General features: G+C 75.4%; 21 protein-coding genes. 16 read left to right on the top strand and 5 right to left on the bottom strand.

Annotated features, from left to right (window positions below):
- Positions 1 to 74 precede the first annotated feature (74 nt).
- On the bottom strand, positions 75 to 2315 hold the full coding sequence (locus B8281_RS14595; protein ID WP_085388088.1) for an AAA family ATPase: 2241 nt from the start codon (positions 2313 to 2315) through the stop codon (positions 75 to 77).
- Positions 2316 to 2482: 167 nt separating this feature from the next.
- Between B8281_RS14595 and B8281_RS14590 the strand changes: the two genes are divergently transcribed.
- From B8281_RS14590 to B8281_RS14570, 5 genes are all read left to right on the top strand, one after another.
- A complete protein-coding gene (locus B8281_RS14590; RefSeq protein ID WP_369824899.1) occupies positions 2483 to 3811 on the top strand; it encodes a PP2C family protein-serine/threonine phosphatase in 1329 nt (442 codons plus the stop codon).
- Positions 3808 to 5478 (top strand): ATP-binding protein, encoded by a 1671-nt coding sequence (locus B8281_RS14585; protein WP_085388793.1) that lies wholly within the window; start codon positions 3808 to 3810, stop codon positions 5476 to 5478. Before B8281_RS14590 ends, B8281_RS14585 begins: the two co-directional genes overlap by 4 nt.
- On the top strand, positions 5475 to 5915 hold the full coding sequence (locus tag B8281_RS14580; protein ID WP_021482350.1) for a response regulator: 441 nt from the start codon (positions 5475 to 5477) through the stop codon (positions 5913 to 5915). The genes B8281_RS14585 and B8281_RS14580 overlap by 4 nt, the downstream gene beginning before the upstream one ends.
- Positions 5916 to 6026: 111 nt before the next feature.
- A complete protein-coding gene (locus B8281_RS14575) occupies positions 6027 to 6953 on the top strand; it encodes a proteasome assembly chaperone family protein (protein ID WP_034655073.1) in 927 nt (308 codons plus the stop codon).
- 303 nt (positions 6954 to 7256) lie between these two features.
- Positions 7257 to 7460, top strand: coding sequence for a cold-shock protein (locus B8281_RS14570; RefSeq protein ID WP_034655075.1), 204 nt, complete (start codon positions 7257 to 7259; stop codon positions 7458 to 7460).
- 87 nt (positions 7461 to 7547) lie between these two features.
- On the opposite strand, the gene B8281_RS14565 is transcribed toward B8281_RS14570, so the two are convergent.
- Positions 7548 to 8588 carry a spermidine synthase gene (locus B8281_RS14565; protein WP_157446643.1) on the bottom strand — a complete coding sequence of 347 codons (1041 nt, stop codon included), beginning with the start codon at positions 8586 to 8588 and terminating at the stop codon, positions 7548 to 7550.
- Between the two features lie 81 nt (positions 8589 to 8669).
- On the opposite strand from B8281_RS14565, the gene B8281_RS14560 reads away from it, so the two are divergent.
- From B8281_RS14560 to B8281_RS14550, 3 genes are read left to right on the top strand one after another with little or no spacing between them, the layout of a single operon-like run.
- Positions 8670 to 9113: an SAV_6107 family HEPN domain-containing protein gene (locus B8281_RS14560; RefSeq protein ID WP_034655077.1), complete on the top strand. Its 444-nt coding sequence runs from the start codon at positions 8670 to 8672 to the stop codon at positions 9111 to 9113.
- Between the two features lie 39 nt (positions 9114 to 9152).
- Entirely contained in the window at positions 9153 to 10409 is a 1257-nt protein-coding gene (locus B8281_RS14555; protein ID WP_021482845.1) for a DNA polymerase IV, read from the top strand.
- A 37-nt stretch (positions 10410 to 10446) separates the two neighbouring features.
- On the top strand, positions 10447 to 10842 hold the full coding sequence (locus tag B8281_RS14550; RefSeq protein ID WP_031316425.1) for a DUF3040 domain-containing protein: 396 nt from the start codon (positions 10447 to 10449) through the stop codon (positions 10840 to 10842).
- Here B8281_RS14550 and B8281_RS14545 read toward each other — a convergent pair.
- The 3 genes from B8281_RS14545 to B8281_RS14535 are packed head-to-tail and all read right to left on the bottom strand — an operon-like array spanning position 10790 to position 15436.
- Entirely contained in the window at positions 10790 to 13090 is a 2301-nt protein-coding gene (locus B8281_RS14545; RefSeq protein ID WP_085388087.1) for a DUF3488 and transglutaminase-like domain-containing protein, read from the bottom strand. The two genes, B8281_RS14550 and B8281_RS14545, sit on opposite strands and share 53 nt — an antisense overlap.
- On the bottom strand, positions 13087 to 14427 hold the full coding sequence (locus B8281_RS14540) for a DUF58 domain-containing protein (protein WP_085388086.1): 1341 nt from the start codon (positions 14425 to 14427) through the stop codon (positions 13087 to 13089). The genes B8281_RS14545 and B8281_RS14540 overlap by 4 nt, the downstream gene beginning before the upstream one ends.
- Position 14428: 1 nt before the next feature.
- On the bottom strand, positions 14429 to 15436 hold the full coding sequence (locus B8281_RS14535; protein ID WP_034655085.1) for a MoxR family ATPase: 1008 nt from the start codon (positions 15434 to 15436) through the stop codon (positions 14429 to 14431).
- A gap of 446 nt (positions 15437 to 15882) precedes the next feature.
- On the opposite strand from B8281_RS14535, the gene mraZ reads away from it, so the two are divergent.
- The 8 genes from mraZ to murD all read left to right on the top strand — a co-directional run bounded on the left by mraZ (position 15883) and on the right by murD (position 25829).
- The gene (mraZ, locus tag B8281_RS14530) at positions 15883 to 16317 is read left to right on the top strand and encodes a division/cell wall cluster transcriptional repressor MraZ (protein ID WP_031316739.1); all 435 of its coding nucleotides are present in this window, start codon (positions 15883 to 15885) and stop codon (positions 16315 to 16317) included.
- Between the two features lie 168 nt (positions 16318 to 16485).
- Entirely contained in the window at positions 16486 to 17547 is a 1062-nt protein-coding gene (rsmH, locus tag B8281_RS14525; RefSeq protein WP_076406540.1) for a 16S rRNA (cytosine(1402)-N(4))-methyltransferase RsmH, read from the top strand.
- On the top strand, positions 17544 to 17993 hold the full coding sequence (locus tag B8281_RS14520) for a hypothetical protein (protein ID WP_061267582.1): 450 nt from the start codon (positions 17544 to 17546) through the stop codon (positions 17991 to 17993). Before rsmH ends, B8281_RS14520 begins: the two co-directional genes overlap by 4 nt.
- A 149-nt stretch (positions 17994 to 18142) precedes the next feature.
- The gene (locus tag B8281_RS14515; RefSeq protein ID WP_157446642.1) at positions 18143 to 20086 is read left to right on the top strand and encodes a penicillin-binding protein 2; all 1944 of its coding nucleotides are present in this window, start codon (positions 18143 to 18145) and stop codon (positions 20084 to 20086) included.
- Between the two features lie 115 nt (positions 20087 to 20201).
- Entirely contained in the window at positions 20202 to 21857 is a 1656-nt protein-coding gene (locus B8281_RS14510) for a UDP-N-acetylmuramoyl-L-alanyl-D-glutamate--2,6-diaminopimelate ligase (RefSeq protein WP_051028430.1), read from the top strand.
- The gene (murF, locus tag B8281_RS14505; RefSeq protein WP_085388084.1) at positions 21854 to 23302 is read left to right on the top strand and encodes a UDP-N-acetylmuramoyl-tripeptide--D-alanyl-D-alanine ligase; all 1449 of its coding nucleotides are present in this window, start codon (positions 21854 to 21856) and stop codon (positions 23300 to 23302) included. Before B8281_RS14510 ends, murF begins: the two co-directional genes overlap by 4 nt.
- Positions 23299 to 24381: a phospho-N-acetylmuramoyl-pentapeptide-transferase gene (gene mraY / locus B8281_RS14500; protein ID WP_021483305.1), complete on the top strand. Its 1083-nt coding sequence runs from the start codon at positions 23299 to 23301 to the stop codon at positions 24379 to 24381. The genes murF and mraY overlap by 4 nt, the downstream gene beginning before the upstream one ends.
- A complete protein-coding gene (murD, locus tag B8281_RS14495; RefSeq protein ID WP_085388083.1) occupies positions 24381 to 25829 on the top strand; it encodes a UDP-N-acetylmuramoyl-L-alanine--D-glutamate ligase in 1449 nt (482 codons plus the stop codon). Before mraY ends, murD begins: the two co-directional genes overlap by 1 nt.
- Positions 25830 to 25832: the final 3 nt, after the last annotated feature.

The raw sequence follows: 25832 nt of genomic DNA, 5'->3' as shown, positions 1-25832 counted from the left end.
CCCGTCCCGCGGTCCGGACCAAACGGGTCTTGACCCTCGGGACGAGGTGACCCCGCGCCCGGACGCGACCGCTGTCAGGCTCCGGCGCCCCGTGCGTCGTCCGACGGCGCGGGGGCGACGCCGGCGGGCAGCGGGCGCGCGTGCACGACGACGAGGCGCTGGGTCGGCCGCGTCATGGCGACGTACAGGTCGGACGGGCCCGAGGGCCCGGTCGCGACGTCGGCGGGCTCGACCAGCACGACGGCGTCGAACTCCAGCCCCTTGACCTGAACCGGGTCGAGCACGACGACCGGGTCCTCGCCGCCCGCGTCGGCGAGCCCGAGCGCGGCCCGTAGCGCGGGGACCGCGGGCGCGGCCGCGACGACGGCGACGCGGCCGGACTCCGCGGCGACGAACTCGGCGCGCGCGGCCTCGGCCTCGGCCCGGACGCGTGCCTCCAGCGCGCCCGGTGCTACCTCGACCACGCGCAGGGCGTCCTCGACGTCGCGCGCGGACGTGAGCGGCGAGACCGGGAGGCCGGCCGCGACGGCCGCGCGTCGGGCCGCGTCCGCGACGGAGGCCGGCGTGCGGTAGTTGACCGTGAGCTCGGCGAGCCGCCACGCGTCGCGGAAGACCGGGTCGAGCATGCCCTTCCACGACCGGGCGCCCGCGAGCGAGGACGTCTGGGCGACGTCGCCCACCACCGTGAACGACCGCGTCGGGCACCGGCGCACGAGCATGCGCCACGCCATGGCGGACAGCTCCTGCGCCTCGTCGACCACGACGTGGCCGTAGGTCCACGTGCGGTCCTGCGCGGCGCGCTCGGCGGTGGTCAGGCGCGGGCCGCTCGCGGCGAACCGCTCGGCGAGGACGTCGGCCCCGACGATCCCGCCGCCCGCACCGGACGACTCGAGCACCTGCCGCGCGTACTCGAGGTCCTGCGCGCGCTGCGCCGCGCGCGCGGCGGCCTCGGCCCGCTCCGCCTGGTCGTCCTCGCCGAGCAGCTCCGCCGCCTCGTCGAGGAGCGGCACGTCCGCGGGGGTCCACGGCGCACCCTTGGGCCGCTCGAGCAGCCGCCGGTCCTCGGGCGAGAGCTCGGGCGCGGCCTCGGCGAGCCGGTGCGGCTTGGTCCACAGGTCCTCGACGAGGCGCTCGGGCGTGAGCGGCAGCCAGGCCAGGTTGAGCGCGACGCGCACGTCGCGGTGGGAGCGCAGGTCCTCCAGCGCGAGCGCGCGGTCCTCGCCGACGAGCGGCTCGCCGAGCTGGCGCCCGTACTGCTCGACGAGGCGCGAGAGCATCTCGCGGACGAACGTGACCCGCGCGAGGTTGTGCGGCTTGTGGGTGCGCCGCGCCTTCGCGATGGCGTCGCGCACGTCGCGGCGGCGGATGACGAGGTCGTGGCCGTCGAGCCGGACCGGCACGTCGGCCGCGGGCACGCGCTCGCGTGCGCGCACGGCCCGGCGCACCGCACGGGCCATGACCGCCCGACCCTTGACGCGCGCGACGCGCGGGTCCTCCTCGCCGTCGGCGACGACGCCGGGCAGGAGGTCGGCGATGGTCGTGCTCACGACGCCGGTCTCGCCGAGCGACGGCAGCACCTGGTCGATGTAGCGCAGGAACGAGAGGCTGGGGCCGACGAGCAGCACGCCCGAGCGCTCCAGCAGCCGCCGGTGCGCGTACAGCAGGTAGGCCGCGCGGTGCAGCGCGACCGCCGTCTTCCCCGTGCCGGGCCCGCCCTGGACGACGAGCGCCCCCGCGAGCTCGGAGCGGATGATCGCGTCCTGCTCCGACTGGATCGTGGCGACGATGTCGCCCATGCGTCCTGTGCGGCCCGCGGCCATCGCGGCGAGCAGCGCGCCCTCGCCCGAGAGCGTCGTGCCGGTCACGGCCTCCGGGGCGTCGAGGTCGAGGAGCTCGTCCTCGAGCCCCGTCACGGCACGACCGCGCGTCACGAGGTGCCGACGGCGCACGACGCCGTCCGGGTGGGCCGCTGTCGCGCGGTAGAACGCCTGGGCGGCGGGCGCGCGCCAGTCCGTGAGGAGGCTCGAGTGCTCTTCGTCGGTGAGGCCGATGCGCCCGACGTAGCGCAGGGTGCCGTCGTCGAGGTCGAGGCGGCCGAACGCGAGGCGGTCCTCGACCGCGTCGAGCTGCGCGACACGGTCCTCGTACAGCGTCGCGAACGCGTCGCGCTCGCTGCGGTTCTGCGGCGAGCCCGACGGGCCGGACCGTCGGACCTCGTCGAGGCGTGCCCGGGCGGCCGCCCGCAGCTCGTCGAGGCGCGCGTAGAGGGTGTCCACGACCTCCTGCTCGAGCCGGAGCTCGTCGTTGCGTCCCACGCTGTCCCTTCCTCGACCGGCGCCGCGCCGCCCGCGCGGCCGTCCATTATGGCGTACGACGGCCGTCCCGGGGACCGACGACCGGCGCGTCCTGGCGCCGTGACCGGGCCGGACGCGCGCCTGCGGCTAGGATCGTGGCCCATGGCGACCAGAGGGGAGCGGGCGTCGTGACCGGGAGCGAGCGTCGAGCCCCGGGCCGACCCTCCGCGCGCGGCGACGACGCCGCCGGACCGGACCAGGCGCACCCGGGGCGTGCCGTGCTGGCCCCGACGGACGAGCTCCGGATCCTGCTCGTGGAGGACGACGACGCGGACGCGATCCTCGTCGAGGAGCTGCTGGCCGACGGCAACCTCAAGGTCGAGCTGCACCGTGCGACGACCCTGGACGGTGCCCTCGAGATGGTCGTCTCCCACGACGTCGACTGCGTGCTGCTGGACCTGGGCCTGCCCGACTCCGTGGGCCTGTCCGCCGTCGAGCGCGTGCGCGCGGGGTCGCGGCCGCCGGCGCTCGTCGTCCTGACCGGCCACTCGGGCATCGACCTCGGCGTGCAGGCGGTCGCCGCGGGCGCCGACGACTACCTCGTCAAGGGGGAGGTCGACGGCGACCTGCTCGGGCGGTCCGTGCGCTACGCGGTCCAGCGCCGCATGTCCGTCGAGCAGCAGCGCGCGCTGTACCGCAGCGAGGTCCGCGCGGCAGAGACGGCGCGCCTCGAGCGTGCGCTCCTGCCGACCCCGCTCGTGCAGGACGACCGCCTCGACGTCATGGTCGGCTACGTGCCGGGCGGCAACGGCCTGCTCGGCGGCGACTTCTTCGACGCGGTCGAGCGCCCGGACGGGACGGTCCTGTGCGTCATCGGGGACGTCGCGGGGCACGGCCCGGACGAGGCCGCGCTCGGCGCGACGCTGCGCACGGCCTGGCGCACCATCGTCCTCAGCGAGACCCAGCCGGAGGCGATCCTGCCGCTGCTCGAGCGTGTGCTCGTGCCCGAGCGCGCGCGCCCGGAGGTCTTCGTCACGCTGTGCCAGGTCGTCGTCTCCGCGGACCGACGCAGCGCCGAGGTCTACCTCGCGGGCCACCTCGCGCCGCTGCTGCTGCGCGACACGGCGTCGGAGATCACGCCGACGTCGCGCGGCCGCGCCCTGGGCATCCCGGTCGCGGGCGGCTGGACGTCGCAGCCGGTCGAGCTCGGCGAGCGCTGGGCCCTCATGCTCTACACCGACGGCCTCGTCGAGGCGACCGTCGCGGGAGCCGGGGCGGGCGACGCGCGGACCCGCCCCGAGCGCGTCGGGGTCGACGGCCTGCGCCGCGCCGTCGACAGCGCCCTGGAGCAGGGCGTCGAGGGCGTCGTCGAGCGCGTCTTCCGTCGCGTGCGCGACCTCCACGGCGGCCCCCTCGCGGACGACGCGGCCCTCCTCGTGCTCGGGTGGGACGGCAAGGGCACCTCCCCGGGCGAGCGGTCGGCCACCCTCGCCGACTCGGACGAGTGGGCCCGGTGAGCGCCGCCGGCGACCGCAGGCGCGCGGGCGAGCGTCGTGCCCCGACGCTGCGTCGGCGGCTCGGCTGGGCGCTCGTCGTCGCCGGGGTGATCCTCCTCGGCGTGCTCGCGACGTCCGCGATCGCGCTGTCGCGCGTCCTCACCCTCCAGACCGACGTGACCGGGCCGTTCTTCGACGCGGTGAGCGAGGCGGACGGCGCGTACGTCGGCCTGCTCGACGCCGAGGTCGCGGTGCGCGCCTACGTCGCCACGGGCGACGCGACGGCGCTCGAGGCCTACACGCGCGCGGTGGGCGTCGACGCCGAGGGCGTCGTCCCCGACGCCGCGCTCGTCGACCGCCTCGGCCTCGACGACGAGCTCGCCGGGACGCTCACCCAGGCCGAGTCCTCGGTGCGCGCCTGGGTCTCCGACGCGGCCGAGCCCGCCATCGCGACCACCGAGGCCCAGGGCCCCGGGCGCGTGCGCGCCGTCGACCAGGCGCGCGGCGCCGAGCTCTTCGCGGCGGCGCGCGCCGACACCGCGCAGTACGTCGACCAGCTGCGCGACGAGCGCGTCGAACGCCTCGACGCGCTCGACCGGTGGAGCCGCGCCCTGTTCGGGAGCGTCCTCGTCCTCGTCGGCTCGGCGCTCGCGGTCGGCATCATCCTGTGGGTCTGCCTCAAGCGCTGGGTCACCGAACCCATGGCCGAGCTCGCGCACCGCGTGCGGCGCGTGAGCTCCGGGAGCCTCGACGAGCCGGTCGTCACGTCCGGGCCCGCCGAGATCGCGGACCTCGCGCAGGACGTCGAGCACATGCGCGTCGAGCTCGTCAGCCAGGTCGCGGAGATCAAGGCGTCGCACGAGGACGCGGCGCGCTCGCACGAGCTGCTCGCCGAGCAGGCGCGCGAGCTGGAACGCTCGAACCGCGACCTGGAGCAGTTCGCGTACGTCGCCTCGCACGACCTCCAGGAGCCGCTGCGCAAGGTCGCGAGCTTCACGCAGCTCCTCAAGAAGCGCTACGGGGGCGAGCTCGACGACCGCGCCGACCAGTACATCGACTTCGCGGTCGACGGCGCGAAGCGCATGCAGCGCCTCATCCAGGACCTGCTCGGGTTCTCCCGCGTCGGCCGGACGGGCACCGAGCGCGTCGACGTCGACCTCGAGGACGAGCTCCGGGGCGTGCTCGAGGACTTCTCCGACAAGATCGCGGAGTCCGGGGCGCGCGTCACGCACGACCCGCTCCCCGTCGTCGTGGGGGAGCAGGCGCTCCTGCGCCAGCTCCTCGCGAACCTCGTCGGCAACGCGCTGAAGTTCCGCCACCCGGACCGGGCGCCCGCCGTGCACGTGGGCGTGCTCGCGCGCGACACCCACTGGGAGCTGTCGGTCGAGGACAACGGGATCGGCATCGACCCGCAGTACGCCGACCGCGTGTTCGTGATCTTCCAGCGCCTGCACGCCAAGGACGTGTACGAGGGCACGGGCATCGGCCTCGCGCTGTGCAAGCGCATCGTCGAGTACCACGGCGGGCGCATCTGGATCGAGCCGCGCGAGGGCGGGACGACCATCCGCTTCACGCTCGCCCACGCCTACGTCCAGGCGCAGGTCGGCTACGCTCGCTCCGACCCCGGCGGCGCCGGTCCGGACGCTCCGGCCCCCGCGCGCCCCGACGACGAGGAGAGCCCCGCATGAGCCACGGCAGCAAGCCGATCGACGTCCTCCTGGTGGAGGACGACCCGGGCGACGTGCTCATGACCCGCGAGGCGTTCGAGGACCACAAGGTCACCAACCGCCTCTCGGTGGTGTCCGACGGCGTGAGCGCGCTGCAGTTCCTGCGCAAGGAGGGCGAGCACGCGGGCGCCCCGACGCCCGACCTCATCCTCCTCGACCTCAACCTGCCCCGGATGGACGGGCGCGAGGTCCTGGCCGAGCTCAAGGCCGACGACGCGCTGCGCAAGATCCCCGTCGTCGTGCTCACGACGTCGGAGGCCGAGGAGGACGTGGTGCGCAGCTACTCGCTGCACGCCAACGCCTACGTCACCAAGCCGGTCGACTTCGACCGCTTCATCGACGTCGTGCGGCAGATCGACGACTTCTTCGTCTCCGTGGTGCGCCTCCCCGGTCGCTGACCGCCGACGCAGCCCGGCCGGGAATGATCCCCGGCCCGGGTCGCGTTACCTCGTCAGGCCCGCAGCGCGCCACCGGCGGCGCACGGGCGAAGGACGTGACGAGGAGGATGCATGCTGGACCCTCGCGGGATCTACGAGCTCGACGAGCAGGCCGTGGCGCGCCTGTGGCCCACGCCGCCCGAGGCGGGCTCCGGGCCGGTGCTGCTGCACGCGGTCGCGGGGTTCGTCGACGCGGGCAGCGCGGGAGAGGTGGCCGTCGACCACCTGCTGGAGATCGGCGAGGTCACCCGCCTGGTGACGTTCGACGCCGACCAGCTCATCGACTACCGCTCGAAGCGGGCCACGATGACCTTCAGCACGGACCGCTGGTCCGACTACGACGAGCCGTACCTCGTCGTCGACCACGTGCGCGACGCCGAGGGCACCGGCTTCCTGCTGCTGCACGGCGCCGAGCCGGACGTCCAGTGGGAGCGCGTGGTCGCCGCGGTGCGCGACGTCGTCGAGCGTCTGGGCGTCTCGCTCGTCGTGGGCTTCCACGGCATCCCGATGGGCATCCCGCACACGCGGCCGCTCTCGGTGACGGCGCACGCCACGCGCCCCGAGCTGCTCGGCGAGCACACGTCGTGGTTCGGGACGGTCAAGGTCCCGGCCAGCCTCGCCGCGCTGCTCGAGCTGCGGCTCGGGCGCGCCGGCCACGACGCCGTCGGCTACACCGTGCACGTGCCGCACTACCTCGCCCAGTCGTCGTACCCGCCCGCGGCGGTCGTCGCGCTCGAGCACGTCCAGCGCGTGACGGGTCTCGACCTCGCCACGGGCGGCCTCGCGGAGGCGGTCCAGGACGCGAAGACCGAGGTCGAGCGACAGGTGCGCGACTCCGAGGAGGTCGCGGCGGTGGTCCGGGCGCTCGAGGAGCAGTACGACGCCTTCGCCCGCTCGGTCGGGCGCACGAGCCTGCTCGCCGAGTCGGCCCCGATCCCCACGGCCGACGAGCTCGGCGCGGAGTTCGAGCGCTTCCTCGCGCAGCAGTCGGGGGAGTGACGGCGCGCTCGGCCCCGCCGGGGAGTATGTGCCGAAAAATCAGCACGAGAGGGCTCGTTCTCCATGGCGGACCTGACGTGGTCCATGCCACACTGTGACCCGTTGCAGTGACGTACTTGCGCACGACCCGGTGCAGGGCCGGTACGTGGGTCCGCCCGGCGGGGCGGTCCTGCGTCGGGCCTGCCGGCCGCACACGGCCGGGACGCCGGCGAAGGACGTGGGACATGGCATTGCGGCGCACGGGGGTGGACGAAGGGTCCGCCTGCTGATGTCCCCGGATGGACAGAAGGTCAGAGGAACAGCATGGCGCAGGGTTCTGTGAAGTGGTTCAACGCCGAGAAGGGCTACGGCTTCATCGCGCAGGACGGCGGCGGTGCCGACGTCTTCGTGCACTACTCGGCGATCGAGTCGAACGGGTACCGCACGCTCGACGAGGCGCAGCGGGTCGAGTTCGAGATCACCCAGGGGCCGAAGGGCCCGCAGGCGGAGAAGGTCCGCCCGCTCTGACGTCCACGACGTCCTGCGGTCGGGTCGCCCGGTCGTAGCAGCAGCGCAGGAGCCGCGTCCCCTCCCGGGGGCGCGGCTCCTGGCGTGTCAGCCCTCGCGCGTCGCCCGAGCGTGCTCGTCGGGCGCCGGACGCGCGGTCGTGGCGTCCCCGGGAGCGGGCCCCTCGAACGTGGGGTCGGCGGACCCGGGGTCCGCGGGCGTGGGGTCCGGGAGGGGCGCCGCCGGGCCGACGAAGGTCCGCAGCTCGCTCCCCACGAGGACGCGCGCCGGCACGGCAAGCGAGCGCACGGTGCGCGCGAGGCCCGGGCCGGTCAGGGCAGGCTCGGCACCGCCCGGCGCGACCGCGGCGAGCACCACGTTCCCGTACCGGCGGCCCTTGAGCTGTGCCGGCTCGGCGATCGCTGCGACACGCCCCTCCTCCACGGCGCCGTCGCCCGTGCCGCCCCCGAACGCGGCGGCGAGCGTCGCGAGCTCGCGCCGCACCGACGCGAGCGGCGGCCGGTCCGCGCAGTTGACCAGGTAGACGCCCCCCGGTCGCAGGACGCGCCGCACCTCCTCGGCCATGCCGAGGGTCACGAGGTGGTCGGGCGTGCGGTCGCCGTGGAAGACGTCCCGGACCACGACGTCGAACGACGCGTCGGCGAGCCCTTCCACCGCGTGCCGGGCGTCGTCGGGCCGCAGCCGCAGGCGCGGGGAGCGCGGCAGGTCGAACCAGGTGCGGACGAGCTCCAGGAGGCGCGCGTCGAGGTCGACCCCGAGCTGCGTCGAGCCGGGGCGGGTGTCCTCCACCCAGCGCGGCAGGCTGCACCCGGCGGCCCCGAGGTGCAGCGCACGCACGGGCCCGGGGTGCAGCTCGTCGACCACCGCGGCCATCTGCTGCATGTACTCGAACGCGAGCATCCCGGGGTCGTCCAGGTCGAGGTACGAGCTCGGCACCCCGTTGACGTAGAGGGTGACCGCGGACGGGCGGTCGGGGTCGCGCTCGACGCGGGCCGTGCCCGTCGTGGTCGCGACGGGCTCGTCCGGGAGGTCGGACGCCGCGGGCCCGCCGCGCGCGGGGCCCCGACGCCGGGGCGGTGTGGGTGGTGCGGGGGACCCTGGAGGGCGTCGGGAGGTGCGGCGAGCCATGTGCCCCACGGTACGGGCTGTCGGCGTCCGGCACGTTGACAGGATCGAACAGGTGTTCGATAGTGGAGCAGGAGGTGCGCGATGTCGAACGAAGCAGGCGCGAGGGCGCAGGTCGTGGTTCCCGCCGAGGTCCGGCGGCTGCTCGCCCGCGCGGACGCGGAGCTCGTCGCTGCGGCGCTCGCGCAGGACGCGGGGGAGCGGTTCGTCCACGCCCACCTCGGCGCGCTGCGGGCAGCCGCCGCGGTCGTCGCGCTCCGTGCGCGCCCCGTGCGGCGCGGGCGCGCCCGCTCGGTGTGGGAGCAGCTCGCGGACGCCGAGCCCGCGCTCGCCGCGTGGTCGGTGTACTTCGCGAGCGGCGCGCGCGTCCGTGCCGCCGTGGACGCCGGGCGGTTCGACGAGGTCGACCCGCGTCGCGCCGACGAGCTCGTCGCGTGCGCCGAGGACTTCCGCGACGAGGTCGCGATGCTCGTCGACCCGGACGCCGGCTTCGTCCGGCTGCCCGGGCTGCGGACGGTGGCGTCGTGACGACCCGGCCGGTCGGCCCGCGGGCACGGTGAGCACCCGATGAGCCGGGGTCCTCGTGCCGTCGTCCGCCGGGACTGGGGGGACGACGAGAGCGGCTGCTCGATCCTGCACGTCGACATGGACGCGTTCTTCGCCTCGGTCGAGCTCGCGCGGCGTCCCCAGCTCGTCGGGCGACCGGTCATCGTCGGCGGTGCCGAGCGGGGCGTCGTCCTGGCGGCCACGTACGAGGCCCGCGCGTTCGGCGTCCACTCGGCGATGCCCATGACGACCGCGCGCCGGCTGTGCCCGCAGGCGGTCGTCGTGCCGCCGGACCACGCGCGGTACCACGAGGTCTCGCGCTCGGTCATGGCCGCGCTCGGGGAGATCACCGCGCTCGTGGAGCAGGTGAGCGTCGACGAGGCGTTCCTCGACGTGAGCGGCGCGCGGCGCCGTCTCGGGCCGCCCACACGGATCGCGGCCGCGCTGCGGCGTCGGGTCCAGGCGGACCACGGGATCACGTGCTCGGTCGGGATCGCGACCACGAAGTTCGTCGCGAAGCTCGCGTCCACGCACGCCAAGCCCGACGGCATGCTGCTCGTGCCCGCCGCGGCGACGGTGCCGTTCCTGCGCACCCTGCCGGTGGGGGCGCTGTGGGGCGTGGGCGAGCGCACGGAGGCCGTCCTCGCGCAGTGGGGCATCCGGACGGTCGCCGAGCTCGCCGACACCGACGTGGCGTCCCTGCAGACGGCGGTCGGCAAGGTGTCCGGGGCGCACCTGCACGACCTCGCGTGGGGTCGTGACCCACGCCCCGTCCAGCCGGAGCGCTCGGAGCGGAGCATCGGCGCGGAGACGACGTTCGAGCACGACCTGCGCGACCTCGCCGCAGTGCAGGCGCGCGTGCTCGAGCTCGCCGACCGGTGCGCCGGGCGGCTCCGGCACCAGGGCCTCGTCGCCCGCACGGTGAGCGTGAAGGTCCGCACGAGCGACTTCCGGACCGTCACGCGCGCCCGCACGCTCGGCGCCCCGACGGACGTCGCGCGCGAGATCTACCTCGTCGCACGTGAGCTCGTCGCGGGGGTGGACCTGCGAGGGCTCGCGGTCCGGCTCGTGGGGGTGCGTGCGGAAGGTCTCGAGCCGCGCGCGGAGGCCGTCGTCCAGCCCACGCTCGAGGAGGCCGTGGTGGAGACGAACGCCGTCCGACGGCGCGCGGAGGAGGCCGTCGACGCCGTCCGCGGCCGTTTCGGGGTGAGATCCATCGCGATGGGGCCTGCCCGGGCCCGCTCGACTACCACCCCCGCGGATGTCGATCTATCCTGAGGGTGTCACACGACCACCGTGGAGAATCGGGGTGCTCATGCCTCTGTCTGAGTACGAGCAGCGGGTCTTGGAGCAGATGGAGCGCGCGCTCACCTCGGACGATCCGCGGTTGGCGAACACGCTCCAGGCCCCTCGACGTCGCTCTGCGCTGCGCTACGTCCTGGCCGGTGTCGGCGTCGTGGGAGGGCTGCTCCTGCTGGTGCTGGGCGCCGCGCTCTCGCAGACCTGGCTCGGCGTCATCGGCTTCGTCCTCATGTTCGCCGGCGTCGTGCTGGTCTTCCAGGCACCGCGCGCCTCCCGCAAGGGACCGGTCGGCACCGTCGAGGCCGACGGCACCGTCCGGCCGGCCGCAGCGAGCAGGACGTCGCGGAAGCCGTTCCTCAGCCGGCTCGAAGAGCGCTGGGACCGTCGGCGCGAGCAGGACGGTCGCTGAGCGACCTCTCGATCCCCTCGACGGCAGCGTCGACGAGCGCCTGGAGGCGCTCCGGGCTGACCGTCTCGCGCGGACGCGGGGCGTAGCGCTCCGCCTCGAGCGCCGACGCGAGGGCCGTGAGCGTCTCGGCCAGGTCCTCGTCCCCGGCATCCGCCCCGCGTCGCGCCTGCAGGGTCGCGACGACGACGGCGGGCACGCGGCGCGGCGTCGTGGACGACGGCCACCGCACCTCCAGCGCACCGAGCCGTGCCACGAGCTCGGCCCACGCGTCCTCGGCGTCCCGCAGGCTCTCCGCCTCGGTGCGTCGGCGCAGCACGAACCACAGCCCTGCGGCGAGCGCCGCCGCGACGAGCAGCGCCACGCCCACGACGAGCGGCCACGAGGTGGAGTCCTCCTGCGTGCCGCCCGTCGTGCCGCCGGCCCCCGGGGCGGTGGGTGCCGGCGTCACCGGCGCCGACGGCGCGGCCGTGGTGGCGTCCGGCGTCGGGACGTTCCCCGGGTCCGCCGGGCCGCCGGGCGTGACGGCGACCGGGGTCGCCCACCGCGGCGTCGGGCCGGTCTGCTGCGCGGGCGTCGGCTCGAACCGGACCCAGCCCTGCCCCGGGAAGTACAGCTCGGGCCACGCGTGGGAGTCGCGGCCCGTGACCTTGTAGCTGGAGTCGTCGACGCGCTCGCCCGGGAGGAACCCGACGCCCAGCCGTGCGGGGATGCCGAGCGTGCGGGCCATCATCGTCATCGACGTCGCGAACTGGACGCAGTAGCCCGTCCGGTCCTGGAGGAAGTCCCAGACGGCGTCGCCCGAGGCGCCCGGCGGCACCTCGGTGGAGTACGTGAACTGCGAGATGTCGCGGAAGTAGGTCTGCAGCGCGAGCGCCTGGTCGTAGCGCGTCGTCGCGCCGTCGACGACGGACGTCGCGAGGTCGCGGATGTCCTGCTCGTGCTCCGTCGCGGGCACGTCGAGGTAGTTGGGGTCGTCGGGGTCCGCGCCGCTGGCGCCGCGCAACGCGTCGGCGTCGAGCGGCCGCGGGAAGACCGTGACCTCGTAGGACGTGCCCGCGCCCGTCGGCTGCTCGCCGAGCACCTCGTCGCGCACGTCGTCGTACGCCCAGTCGCCGTCGATGCCGACGGCGCGCGGCTCGGTCGGGAGCGGCAGCTTGGTGTCGCGCAGCGACTCGAGCGTGACGCGCAGCGACGTCGGGTCCCCGGTGGCGCCCGGGTCGTCGGGCCACAGGACCTGCTCGCCGCCGTCGATGGGGGTGCCGTCGCGGTCGGCGCCGCGGCGCCAGTTGGTGCCGTCGAACCCCGTGAGCGTGAAGACGCGCAGGGGACCGACGTTCTCGCCGTCGGTCCGGTAGCGCAGGACGACCTCGGCGGACCGCTCGGCGAGGTCGCGCCGCATGTCCAGGTCGTCGGAGAGCCGGACCGTCTGGCCGGTCGAGGAGAACAGGCGCGACCACGACGCCGACGCCACCTCGGGGAGCGAGGCGCTCGCCGACCCGAGCCCGAGTGCGGTGACCGCGACGGCGACGGCCACGACGAGCGCGCCCGCGGCACGCAGGCCTCCGGCGGCGCGGTCCTCCGGGCGTCGCGCGGACGCCCCGCGGCGGACGGCGCGGTGCGGGTTGTCCACGGCGAGGAGCAGCACGAGCGCGGTGACGGTCACGACGAACGCGAGCGGCGGGACCTCGCCGACGATGACGAGCCCGGGCACCCACAGGGCGAGGAGGGGCAGCGCGACCCCCGCGCCGAGCCGCAGCCCGCCGGCCATGAGGTCGGCGACGACGAACACCACGACCGCGCCGCCGACCGCCAGGAGCGCGATGGGCAGGCTGGGGTCGATCGGGGCGACCTCCGCGAGCGTCAGGTCGCGCGCGGTGCCCAGGCGGGACAGGACGCGGTCGACGTTGGACAGGCCGATGAGGAGCGAGAACCGGTCCGTCGGCCCGCCGTACAGCCCGAGCAGGGCCCACAGCCCGACGACGAGCCCGGCGAGCGACGGCAGGAGCGCCGCCGGCGGGGCGAGCACCTCGCCGCGCGCCGCGTGGCTCCGCTCGAGCGCCCAGCGGCTGAGGCCGGTGACGAGCGCGAGGACGACGACGACGCGCACGACCGTGCCCGTCCAGCCGCCCGGCCCGACGACGCTCCCCAGCGCGTACGCCGACGCGACGACCGCGGTGGCGACGAGCGCGCTCGTCGCGAGCACGCGCAGGCCCGCGGAGCCTGAGGTTCCCGGTCGGGGTGCGGTCATCGTGAGCCTTCCGCGAGCAGGGTCCAGGCGTGCTCGAGCGACGCGGACGGGTCGACGAGCGCGGCGTGCCACCCCGTCGAGCGGAGCGCGGCGACGGTCTCGACGGCGTCGGCGTGCTCGGGCGCCCAGGGCCGGGTGCTCACCACGAGCGCGCGGTGGACGCCGTCCCCGGCCATCGCGGCGACGGTGTGCCGGGCCACGGAGCCGAGCGGTCCGAGCACGGCGACGGTGATCTCGCCTGGGCGGCGGTCGCGGCGCAGCGCCTCGGAGGTCGTGACGACGGAGCGGTCGGCGTCCGCCACGACCTGGTGCCCGTGCAGGTCGACCGTGGCGTCGAGCAGGTCGGCCGGGCCCTCGCCGGACCGGTTGACCCGGAAGCCGGTGCCGGGGACCACCGCGGCGAGCGAGGTGGGGACGAGGCGGACGGGGTGCCCCGCCTGGAGCAGGGACACCCCGATCGACGCCGCGCACTCGACGGCCCACTCGCCGTCGGCCAGCGCGCGCGGGCTCGACGCGGCGAGCTCCGGGTGGGGCAGGAGGCCGCGGTCGAGGAGCACCGTCACGGGCGGCAGGCCCGCGCTCTCGTCGGAGCGCACCATGAGCTGGCCGCGGCGCGCGGCGCTGACCCAGTGCACGCGGCGGGGGTCGTCACCGGCGACGTAGTCGCGCAGGACCGAGTCGTCGCTCGACGCGAGCCGGGCGCCGGAGGCCGAGCGCTCGTGCTCGCCGAACGCGCGGCTCCCGCGCACGGGCAGCTCGACGGTGCGCGGCCAGACGGCCACGGCCGTCGAGTCGCCGAGCTCCTGCGTCGCGCTGACGAGGCCGAACAGGTCGGTCCGCGTCGTGAGGAGCGGGCCGAGCGGCCACCGGCCGCGGCGCAGCGGCCGCAGGCGGTACCGCACGGCGATGTGGTTGCCGACCGTCGCGACCTGCGCGCGCAACGAGCCCTGGTCGGACAGCTCGTGCGCGGCCTGCTCGCTGATGCGCAGGCGCGCGAGCGTGGAGGCCGTCGACGACGTCGTGCGCGCCGCCGCGACGGTCAGGCGCGCGGTCGTGAGCTGGCCGCGCACGGCGGGGTTGGGCTGCACCCGGCGCGTCACGTGCAGCGCGCCGCGCCCCCGGTCGATGCGCCGGGCCGCCATCCAGCACCACGCGGCCCCCACGGCGAGAAGCCCCGCCGCGCCGAGCCCGACGAGGTCCGGCAGGCCGAGCGTGACGCCGAGCACCACGAGCGCGGCGCCCGCACCGAGGACCACGGTGCCGCGGCGGGTCGGGCGCGCGCTGGCGAGGCTCCTGGTCCTGCGTCGGAGCCGCGCGAGGAACGACGGGCCGCGCACGTCAGCGTCGCTCGGTCGCGTCCAGCGCGGGGATCGGCGTCTGCGCCACGAGGGACGCGACGACGGCCTCGGCGTCCTGGCCCGAGAGCCGTGCCTCGGTGGTGACGACGAGCCGGTGCGCGAGCACGGGCACCGCGAGGTACTGCACGTCGTCGGGGAGTACGTGGTCGCGCCCCGCCATCGCGGCCAGGGCCTTCGCCGCGCGCAGGAGCTGGAGCGTCGTGCGGGGGGAGGCGCCGAGGCGCAGGCCCGGGTGCTCGCGCGTCCCGGTGACGAGCGCGAGGACGTAGCGCTTGACGGCCGTGGACGCGTGGACCGAGCGCGCGACCTCGGCGAACCGCAGCACGTCCGCCCCGGTGGTCACCGGCCGCAGGTGCGCGAGCGGGTTGTCCGACTCCTGGCGGTCGAGCATCCGCAGCTCGGCGTCGACGTCGGGGTACCCCACGGTCAGCCGTGCCATGAAGCGGTCGCGCTGGGCCTCGGGGAGCGGGTAGGTGCCCTCCATCTCGACCGGGTTCTGGGTCGCGACGACGAGGAACGGGCTCGGGAGCATGTGGGTCGTGCCGTCGACCGTCGTCTGGCCCTCCTCCATGCACTCCAGGAGCGCCGACTGCGTCTTGGGGGAGGCGCGGTTGATCTCGTCGCCGATGACGATGTTGGAGAAGACGGGGCCGGGCCGGAACTCGAACTCGTGGTTCGCGGCGCGGTAGATGTTGACGCCGGTGAGGTCGCTCGGCAGGAGGTCGGGCGTGAACTGGATGCGGCCGACCTTGCAGTCGATCGTGCGCGCCAGCGCCTTGGCGAGCGTCGTCTTGCCGACGCCGGGGACGTCCTCGACGAGAAGGTGCCCCTGCGCCAGGAGGACGGCGACGGTGACGGTCACGAGGTCCGGTCGCCCGGTGACTACCGACTCGATGCCGGAGCGGATCCGTCCGGTGGTCTCGACCAGCTCGTCGAGACCGGCGAGGCGTCCTGACCCGGGCTCGTCGGAGGGCGCGACAGGGGCGATGTCGGGGAGCACGGGGACCTCCGTCGTCGGTGGCGCAGGGCCGCGGACCGGCGAGACCGCGGGTGGGAAGAGCCTAGTAGACGGTGGGAGGTCCGCCGACCCCGGCCAGGGGGCGCGCGGTCCGGGGTCGGCGGACCCGTGCCCCTCCCTCTCCCTCCACGGGCGCCGGGCGCCGCCGCCCAGGACCCGTCGGACGGCTCCTGGAAGCGGTCGCCCCCCGACGACGGTCCCGCCGGACGCGGCCGCGACGCGCCCTGGGGAGTCCTCCCCTCCACCGCGCTCCAGCCCGTCTGACCTGCGGAGATCCTGCGAAGACGGGTGAAACCTGGGACTTTCGCCGAGAGCGGTGGAGGGAAGTGGAGTACCGTGGAGCAGAAGGGAGCAGGAGGGGAGGTGCCAGGTGCATGTCCGGCTTCGTGGACGACGTGCTCGGCGGTTCCTCCGGCCTGCTCCTGGGCACCTTCACGCCGCGTCTGGACGACAAGGGGAGGCTCATCCTCCCCGCGAAGTTCCGGTCGCGGCTCGCACCGGGTCTCGTCATGACGCGGGGGCAGGAGCGCTGTCTGTTCCTGCTGCCGATGGACGAGTTCCGGCGCATGTACGACCAGATCCGGCAGGCGCCGGTGACGAGCAAGCAGGCCCGGGACTACCTGCGCGTCTTCCTCTCGGGGGCGAGCGACGAGATCCCGGACAAGCAGGGACGTGTCTCGATCCCCGCGCCCCTGCGGGCGTACGCGGGGCTCGACCGCGACGTCGCCGTGATCGGCGCCGGCACGCGCGTCGAGATCTGGGACGCGCAGGCGTGGGAGACGTACCTCGCGGAGCAGGAGTCGGCGTACTCCGACACCGCGGAGGAGGTGTTCCCGGACCTGCGCTTCTAGGGCCGAGCACCACCGGCTCCGCACGGTGAGGCCTCCTCCCGCCCGGTCTGGCGCACTTCCCCGGCGCCAGAAAGGACGCGGAGGGAGACCTGACCGTACGGGGCCCGCAGCACAGCACGACCAGCAGCAGCACCGCAGCACGACGACCAGCACGGAGAGGAGGAGGACGTGACGAGCACCCCCGACGACGCCGCCGAGCGGCACGTCCCGGTCCTCCTCCAGCGCTGCGTCGACCTGCTCGCGCCCGCGCTCGGCGAGCCGGGCTCCGTGCTCGTCGACTGCACGCTCGGCATGGGCGGCCACACGGAGGCCGTCCTGGAGCAGGTGCCGACGGCGCGCGTGGTCGGCATCGACCGCGACCCCGAGGCGATCGACCGCGCGTCGCGCCGGCTCGCCCGGTTCGGCGACCGCTTCCGCGCCGTGCACGCCGTGTACGACGAGATCGAGGACGTCGTCGCGGACGTGGTCGGCGCACCGGTCCAGGGCGTGCTCATGGACCTCGGCGTCTCCTCGCTCCAGATCGACGAGACGGAGCGCGGGTTCTCCTACGCGCACGACGCACCGCTCGACATGCGCATGGACCCGACCGTGGGCCTCACGGCCGCGGACGTGCTCAACACGTACGACGAGCGCGCGCTCACCCGGATCCTGCGCGACTACGGCGAGGAGCGGTTCGCGCAGCGGATCGCGCGGGCCGTGGTGCGCCGGCGCGAGCAGCAGCCGTGGGAGCGCAGCGCGGACCTCGTCGACCTCGTCCGCGCGTCGATCCCGGCGGCCACCCGCACGACGGGCGGCAACCCCGCCAAGCGCACGTTCCAGGCGCTGCGCATCGAGGTGAACGGCGAGCTCGAGGTCCTCGAGCGCGCGGTCCCCGCCGCGGTGGACGTGCTCGCCGTGGGCGGGCGCATCGTCGTCGAGTCGTACCACTCGCTCGAGGACCGCATCGTCAAGCGCGTGCTCGCCGCCGGCGCGACGATCAGCGCGCCCGCCGGCCTGCCGGTCGTGCCCGAGCAGGACGAGCCGTACCTGCGCCTGCTGACCCGGGGGGCCGAGGAGGCGCCGGCCGGGGAGCGCGAGACGAACCCGCGGTCCGCGTCCGTGCGCCTGCGAGCCGCCGAGCGCACCCGCCCGACACCGCCGCACCGCCGCCCGTCCGCCGTTCGCCGCTCGCCGGCGCCCGGCCACCGACCGACCGACCGACCGCACGACCCGGGGGAGACGACACGATGAGCGCACAGAGGTCGACCGCCGCCCGCCCGCTCCCGCGCCCGGCCCGGCCGGCGCCCGCACCGCGCCCGTCGCTGACCGCCCTGCCGGGCGGCGCGTCCGAGCGGGCGCTGCGCTCGCGTCTCGAGCTCGTCCGGGCGCCGCTGCAGGCGCGGTCCAAGGTCCCGTTCCTCGTCGTCTGCATGTCGATCCTCGGCGCCGCGCTCCTGTGTGCTCTCCTGGTGAACACGACGATGGCGCGCAACTCCTACGAGATGTCGGAGCTGCGCCGGGAGGTGAGCCGCGTGGCCCAGGACACGCAGAGCCTGCAGCTGCAGGTCGCCGAGCAGAGGACGGCGCTGCCGGAGACCGCGCGCGGGCTCGGCATGGTCGAGGCGCAGGACCCGGCGATGGTCCGCCTGTCCGACGGCACGGTGCTCGGCGTGGCGCAGGAGGGGGCGGGGGAGTGACGCAGGGCACGGGCGCCGGGCGCACCGGCCGGTCACGACCGGCGGCGGGCACCCCGCGCCCCCGTCCCGCCACCGCGGCCTCCCGGGCCTCCTCGGGGGGCCGTCCTGCGTCCGCCGGTCGGGCCGCGGGTGCTCGCTCCGGAGGTCCCGTGCCCGCGCGCACCGCCTCGACGGGCACCGCCTCGGCGCGCGCCGCGTCCGGTCGCGCCTCGACGGCGCGCACCACGTCCGGTCGCGCGTCGACCACGCGCAGCACGTCGGGGCGCGCCCCGGTGTCGCGCGCGCCGCGCGGCGCCGGCCGCCCGCCGTCCCGTCCGGCCCGGGGGACCCGCGAGCCGGGCCGGCCCGAGCGTCGGCAGCGCTGGCTCATCGTCGTGGCGGGCGTGATCACCGCGGTGTTCATCGCGCAGCTCGTCAACGTCCAGGTGCTCCGCGGGCCCGCGCTCGCGGCCGAGGCCCAGAACGACCGCACGCGCAGCTCGACGACGATCGCGCACCGCGGCGACATCACGGACGCCGACGGCGTGGTGCTCGCGACCTCGGTGGACCGGTACACCGTCGCGGCCGACCTCCAGGCGATCGCGAGCTTCGAGCCCCGTTCCGGGGACCTCGTCAACGGCGAGCCGCTCGAGGAGGGCGGCGCGGTCGGCGTCGCGAAGCTGCTCGCCCCGATCCTCGACCGGTCCGCGGTCGAGCTGGCGGCCGACCTCGTCGGCACGTCGCGGTACCTCGTCCTGGAGAAGGACGTCACGCCCGAGGTGCAGCGCCAGATCGCCGACCTGCGCCTGTCCGCGTTCGTCAGCACGACGATGACGAGCGAGCGCACGTACCCGGCGGGCACGGTCGCCGGCAACCTCGTGGGCTTCGTCAACGACGAGCAGACGGGCGGGGGCGGCATCGAGGCGTCGTACGACGACGTCCTGGCCGGGACGCCGGGCTCGCGCCGGTGCGAGGCAGGGCTCGGCGGACAGCTCATCCCGACGGGACGGTGCGACGTCGTCGAGGCGGTGCCCGGCCTGAACGTGCGCCTCACGACCGTGCGCGACGTGCAGTGGAAGGCGCAGGACGCGATCGACCGGGCGGTGAGCGAGACCGGCGCGGAGTACGCGATCGCCGTCGTGCAGGACGTCCGCACGGGCGAGGTGCTCGCGCTCGCGGACTCGGGCACGGTGAACCCGAACGACCGCTCGACGGACGCCGTCGCCCGCCCGAGCCGTGCTGTGGCGAACGTGTTCGACCCCGGGTCGACGGGCAAGGTCATCACGATGGCGGCGGCCATCGAGGGCGGCCACGCGGACGCCGGGTCGCGGTTCGAGGTGCCCGACCGCTACACGACCCCGAACGGTCAGACGTTCAAGGACTCGCACGACCACCCCGTCGAGCGCCTGACGCTCGCGGGCATCCTCGCGGAGTCGTCGAACACGGGCACGGTCCAGGTCGGCGAGAAGATCCCCAAGCAGGTCCGCTACGACTACCTGCGGAAGTTCGGCTTCGGTCAGAAGTCCGGCCTCGGGCTGCCCGGCGAGTCGGCGGGCATCCTGCACCCGGCGGACTCGTGGGACGGCCGCACCGAGTACGCGGTGCTCTTCGGCCAGAGCGTGGCGGTCAACGCCATCCAGGCGACGAGCGTCTTCTCGACGATCGCGAACGGCGGGGTCCGCACGACGCCGAGCATCGTCGCCGGGACGACGGACGAGCGCGGCGAGCTCGTGCCCGCGGAGCGCCCGGCGCCGGAGCGCGTCGTGTCCCAGGAGACGGCGGACACGGTGCTGCACATGATGGAGTCCGTCGTGGAGGAGGGCACCGGCTCGAGCGCCTCGGTGCCCGGCTACCGCGTCGCGGGCAAGACCGGCACCGCGGAGGCGGCGGGCGAGGACGGGCGGCTGTCCGGGATCATGGCGTCGTTCATCGGCGTCGCGCCCGCGGACGACCCCCGGTACACCGTGTCGGTCTTCCTCAAGAACCCGCACTCGTCGATCTTCGGCGGCGTCGTCGCGGCGCCGGTGTTCAGCGAGATCATGGGCTTCACCCTCGAGCACGAGGGCGTCCAGCCGAGCACCGAGCCCTACGTGCCGCTCCCGACGACGTGGTGAACCTCACCGCCCCTCTCCCGGTCGCCGGTGAAGGTCCCGTGAAGCGCGCCCCGGCCCGGGTGCAGCGGCCCGCGGGCTTGCGGGGCGGCCCGTCCCGGCACGGTAGGTTCTACACGTGACATCCCCGATCGACCGTCTTCGCCCTGCCACGACCACCCGTCGGTCGGTGGCGGACCTGGCAGCACGGTTCGGGCTCGACGTCCGCGCGGGTGGCGCGGACGCCGCACCGGGCTCCGCCGAGGTGTGGTCGGTGGCGTCGGACGACCGCACCGCCGACGCGGGCGACCTCTTCGTGGCGCTGCCCGGCGCCCGGGCGCACGGGGCGCGGTTCGCGCCCGCCGCCGTGGGCCGCGGCGCCCGTGCCGTCCTCACGGACGCCGAGGGCGCCGACCTGCTCGCGGACGCCGGCCTCGACGTGCCGGTGCTCGTCGCCCCCGACCCCCGCGCGCTCCTCGGCCCCGTCGCGGCCTGGGTGTACGGCGCCCCCGCGCAGGACCTCACGACGTTCGGCGTGACGGGCACGAACGGCAAGACCACGACGACGTACCTCGTCGACCACGCGCTGCGCGCGCTCGGCTGGACGGGCGGCCTCATCGGCACCGTGGAGATGCGCTCCGGCGACCGGGTGCTGCCGAGCCGCCTCACGACCCCGGAGGCGGCCGACCTCCAGGCCCTGCTCGCGGCGATGCGCGAGGACGGCGTGCGCACGCTCGCGATGGAGGTCTCGTCGCACGCGCTCGCGCTCCACCGCGTCGACGGGCTCGTCTACGACGTCGTGGGCTTCACGAACCTCAGCCAGGACCACCTCGACTTCCACGGCGACCTCCAGGAGTACTTCGAGGCCAAGGCGCTGCTGTTCACGCCCGAGCACGCGCGCCGCGGCGTCGTCGTGGTCGACGACGCGTGGGGCGAGCGCATGGTCTCGGCCGCGCGCGTCCCGGTCGCCACGCTGCGCGTGAGCCCGACCACGGCAGGCGACGAGCAGCCCGCGGCGGACTGGACCGTGCACGACGTCGAGCCGTCGGAGGCGGGCGGCTCGGCGTTCACGCTGCGGCACCGCGACGGCCGCAGCGTGCGCACGACGACGTCGCTGCCCGGGCACTTCAACGTCGCCAACGCCGCCCTCGCCCTGGCCCTCGTGCTCGAGGCGGGCACGGACGCGCGCGACCTCGAGACGGCCCTCGCGGCGGCCGGCGGGCTCGACCCGGCGGTCCCGGGCCGTATGGAGGTCGTCTCGGAGCCGCCCCACCGCCCGCGCGTCGTCGTCGACTTCGCCCACAACCCGGACGCTCTCGCCCTCGCGCTCGACGCGCTGCGGCCCACCACGCCGGGTCGGCTCGTCGTCGTGTTCGGCGCGACCGGCGACCGGGACCGCGGCAAGCGGCCCACGATGGGCGGCGTCGCGGTCGAGGGCGCCGACGTCGTGGTCGTGACCGACGACGACCCGCACGGCGAGGACCCGGCCGCGATCCGCGCGGAGGTGCTGCCCGGCGCCCACGCGGCGCGCGAGGCCGCGGCCGCCGCACCCGAGCCGCGCGACGTCGTCGTGCTCGAGGTCGCGCCCCGCGCCCGGGCGATCCGCGAGGCGATCCTCGCCGCGGGCCCGGACGACACGGTGCTCGTCGCGGGCCGCGGCCACGAGGTGTGGCAGGAGATCGCCGGCGTCGACCACCCCCTGGACGACCGCGTCGAGGCGCGGGCCGCGCTCGAGGAGCGCCCCGCGACGACGCCGCCCCACGACACCCCCGACCTGAAGGAGCACCACGCATGATCGAGCTCACTGCGGCGCAGGTGGCCGCAGCGACCGGCGGACGCCTGTCCGCCGACCCGGAGGTCCGGGTCGGGGGGCCCGTCGTCGTCGACTCGCGCCGGGTCGCGCCGGGGTCGCTCTTCGTGGCGCTGCCGGGCGAGCACGTCGACGGTCACGAATACGCCGCCGGTGCCGTCGAGGCGGGCGCGACGCTCGTCCTCGCCGCGCGCGAGCTCGACGTGCCGTGCGTCGTCGTGGACGACGTCCAGGCCGCGCTGGGCGAGCTGGCCCGCCACGTGCTCGCGACGCTGCGCGAGCGCGGCGACCTGCGCGTGGTCGGTGTCACGGGCTCCGTGGGCAAGACCACGACGAAGGACCTGCTCGGCCAGCTCCTGCGCCCCGAGGGCCCCACCGTGGTCCCGCGCGGGTCGTTCAACAACGAGATCGGCCTGCCGCTCACGGTGCTGGAGGCCGACGAGTCCACGCGCTTCCTCGTGCTCGAGATGGGCGCGAGCGGCGTGGGTCACCTCACCTACCTCACGCGCATCGCGCCCCCGGACGTCTCGGTCGTGCTCGTCGTGGGCAGCGCCCACCTGGGCGAGTTCGGCGGGATCGAGGCCGTGGCGCGCGCCAAGTCCGAGATCGTCACGGGCCTCGCGCCCGGCGGCGTCGCCGTGCTCAACGCCGACGACCTGCGGGTCGCGGCGATGGCCGACGTCGCGCCGGGGGAGGTCGTCACCTTCGGGACGATCCCCGCGGCGGACGTGCGCGCGGAGGACCTGGGCATCGACCGCACGGGCCGGGCGTCCTTCACGCTGCGCGTGCGCCCCGGCGCGTCGGGCGACGCGGCGCGCGGCGAGGGCACGAGCGCGCGCGTGACCCTCGGCCTCGTCGGCGAGCACCACGTGACGAACGCGCTCGCGGCCGCGACGGCCGCGCTGCGCCTCGGCGTCGCGCTGCCCGACGTCGTGGACCGGCTGTCCGACGCGCGCGCCCTGAGCCCGCACCGGATGCAGGTCACCGAGCGTCCCGACGGCATCACGGTGATCGACGACTCCTACAACGCCAACCCGGACTCGATGCGCGCCGCGCTCAAGGCGCTCGCCGTCATGGCGGGGCGCGACCGGCGGTCCGTCGCCGTGCTCGGCGAGATGCTGGAGCTCGGCGAGGACTCGCGCGTCGCGCACGACGACATCGGCCGGCTCGTGGTCCGATTGAACGTCAAGCTGCTCGTCGTGGTCGGCGAGGGCGCCGGCGGGATCCACGACGGCGCGACCCAGGAGGGGTCGTGGGGCGACGAGACGCGCTTCGTCCCCGACGTCGAGGCGGCGTCCGCGCTGCTGCGCGACGAGCTGCAGGAGGGGGACGTCGTGCTCGTGAAGGCCTCGAACGGGTCCGGGCTGTGGCGGCTCGGCGACGAGCTGGCGGCCGCAGGTGCCGGTGCGACAGGAGGTGAACGCGCGTGATCGCGATCATCGTCGCGGCGGGCGTCTCCCTGCTCGTCGCGCTCTTCGGGACGCCGCTGTTCATCCGGTTCCTCGTGCACCGCAACTACGGGCAGTTCGTCCGCCAGGACGGCCCGACGGCGCACTTCACCAAGCGCGGGACGCCCACGATGGGCGGGGTCGTCATCATCGGCGCGACGCTGCTCGGCTGGGCGATGTCGTACGTCGTCTCGGGGCGGTTCCCGAGCGTCTCCGCCCTGCTCGTCCTGTTCCTCATGACGGGGCTCGGGATCGTCGGCTTCCTCGACGACTTCACGAAGATCCGCAAGCAGCGCAGCCTCGGGCTCACGGCCCGCGCGAAGATCATCGGCCAGGGCGCGGTCGGCATCGCGTTCGCGGTGCTCGCGCTGCAGTTCCCCAACGAGCACGGCCGCACGCCGGCGTCGACGCGCATCTCCTTCCTGCGCGACACGAACCTCGACCTCGCGTTCGCGGGCGTCACGGTCGGGCTGATCCTCTTCGTGCTCTGGGCCAACTTCCTCATCACCGCGTGGTCGAACGCGGTCAACCTCACCGACGGTCTCGACGGGCTCGCGACGGGCGTCTCGCTCATCGTGTTCGGCTCGTACGTGCTCGTAGGCATCTGGCAGCTCAACCAGACCTGCCAGCGCCTCGCGTCGGCCGGGCCGAGCTGCTACGAGACGCGCGACCCGCAGGACCTCGCGATCGTGGCCGCCGCGATCGTCGGCGCGTGCTTCGGGTTCCTGTGGTGGAACGCGAGCCCCGCGAAGATCTTCATGGGCGACACGGGCTCGCTCGCGCTCGGCGGCGCGCTCGCCGGCCTGTCGATCCTCACGCGCACCGAGTTCCTCGCGCTCATCATCGGCGGCCTCTTCGTCATCATCGTGCTCTCCGACGTCATCCAGATCGGGTTCTTCAAGATGACCGGGCGGCGCGTGTTCAAGATGGCGCCGCTGCACCACCACTTCGAGCTGTCCGGGTGGGGCGAGGTCACGATCGTGATCCGCTTCTGGCTCATCGCCGGGCTGTTCGCGGCGCTGGGCATCGGGATCTTCTACGCCGAGTGGGTGGTCGGCTAGTGGCACGCGACCCCCACGACCTCGCCGTCCCGCTCGAGCGTGCGCGCGTCGTCGTCGCCGGCCTCGGGGTGTCCGGGCGCGCCGCCGCGGCGGCGCTCCACCCGCGCGCGACGTCGGTCGTCACGCTCGACGACGGCGCCGCCGACGCCGACCTGCACGACGCGGCGGACGTGGACCTCGCGGCGACCGACCTCGTCGTCGTCTCGCCGGGCTGGCGCCCGAGCCACCCGCTGCTCGTGGCCGCCGCGGAGCGCGGCGTGCCGGTATGGAGCGAGGTCGAGCTCGCGTGGCGCCTCTGCGTCGCCGGCCCGTCGGGGCGGCCCGCGCCCTGGCTCGCCGTCACCGGGACGAACGGCAAGACGACGACGGTCGAGATGCTCGAGACGATCCTGCGGACCGCGGGCCTGCGGACGGCGGCGGTCGGCAACGTCGGGACGCCCGTCGTCGAGGCCGCGCTCGACCCGACGCTCGAGGTGCTCGCGGTCGAGCTGTCGAGCTTCCAGCTCCACTTCACGCACACCACGTCCCCCGAGGCGGGCGCCGTCCTCAACGTCGCCCCCGACCACCTCGACTGGCACGGCGGGATCGACGCCTACGCGGCCGACAAGGGCCGAGTCTTCGAGGACGCCCGGGTCGCGTGCGTCTACAACGTCGCGGACCCTCGCACCGAGGCGCTCGTGCGCGAGGCGGACGTCGTCGAGGGGGCCCGGGCCGTCGGCTTCACGCTCGGCGCCCCGGCGCGCGGGCAGCTCGGCGTCATCGAGGACGTGCTCGTCGACCGCGCGTTCCACGCGTCCGCGGACGCTCCGGACCGGCACACGCACGCCGCCGAGCTCGCGACGCTCGGCGACCTGTCGCACCTCGCGGGCGCCGACGGCGTCGTGCCCGCCCACGTCGTGGCGAACGCGCTCGCCGCGGCCGCCCTCGCGCGGGCGCACGGTGTCCCGGCCGTCGCCGTCCGCGACGGGCTGCGCGCGTTCCGCACGGGGTCGCACCGCATCGAGCAGGTCGCCTCGGTCGACGGCGTCGCCTACGTCGACGACTCCAAGGCGACCAACGCGCACGCCGCGTCCGCGTCCCTCGCCGCGTTCGCGCCCGGGACCGTCGTGTGGGTCGCGGGCGGCCTCGCGAAGGGGGCATCGTTCGACGAGCTCGTCGCCGCGCGCGCCGACCGGCTGCGTGCCGTCGTGCTCATCGGCGTCGACGCCGAGCCGTTCGCCGGTGCGCTCGCCCGACACGCGCCCGATATCCCCGTCGTGCGCGTGGATCCTGGCGACACTGGGACGGTGATGCCCCGCGCCGTCGACTCCGCCCGCCGCCTCGCGCAGGCCGGCGACACGGTGCTGCTCGCGCCCGCCGGCGCGTCGATGGACCAGTTCCGCTCGTACGCCGCGCGCGGCGACGCGTTCGCCGAGGCGGCGCGCGCCCTGCGCCCCGACCACGGGTAGGCC

The sequence above is a fragment of the Cellulosimicrobium sp. TH-20 genome (genome assembly GCF_002105775.1).
In the GTDB taxonomy this organism is placed as follows: domain Bacteria; phylum Actinomycetota; class Actinomycetes; order Actinomycetales; family Cellulomonadaceae; genus Cellulosimicrobium; species Cellulosimicrobium funkei.
The sequence above is the reverse complement of the archived record's forward strand: the minus strand, read 5'-3'. Positions and strand labels throughout refer to the sequence as shown.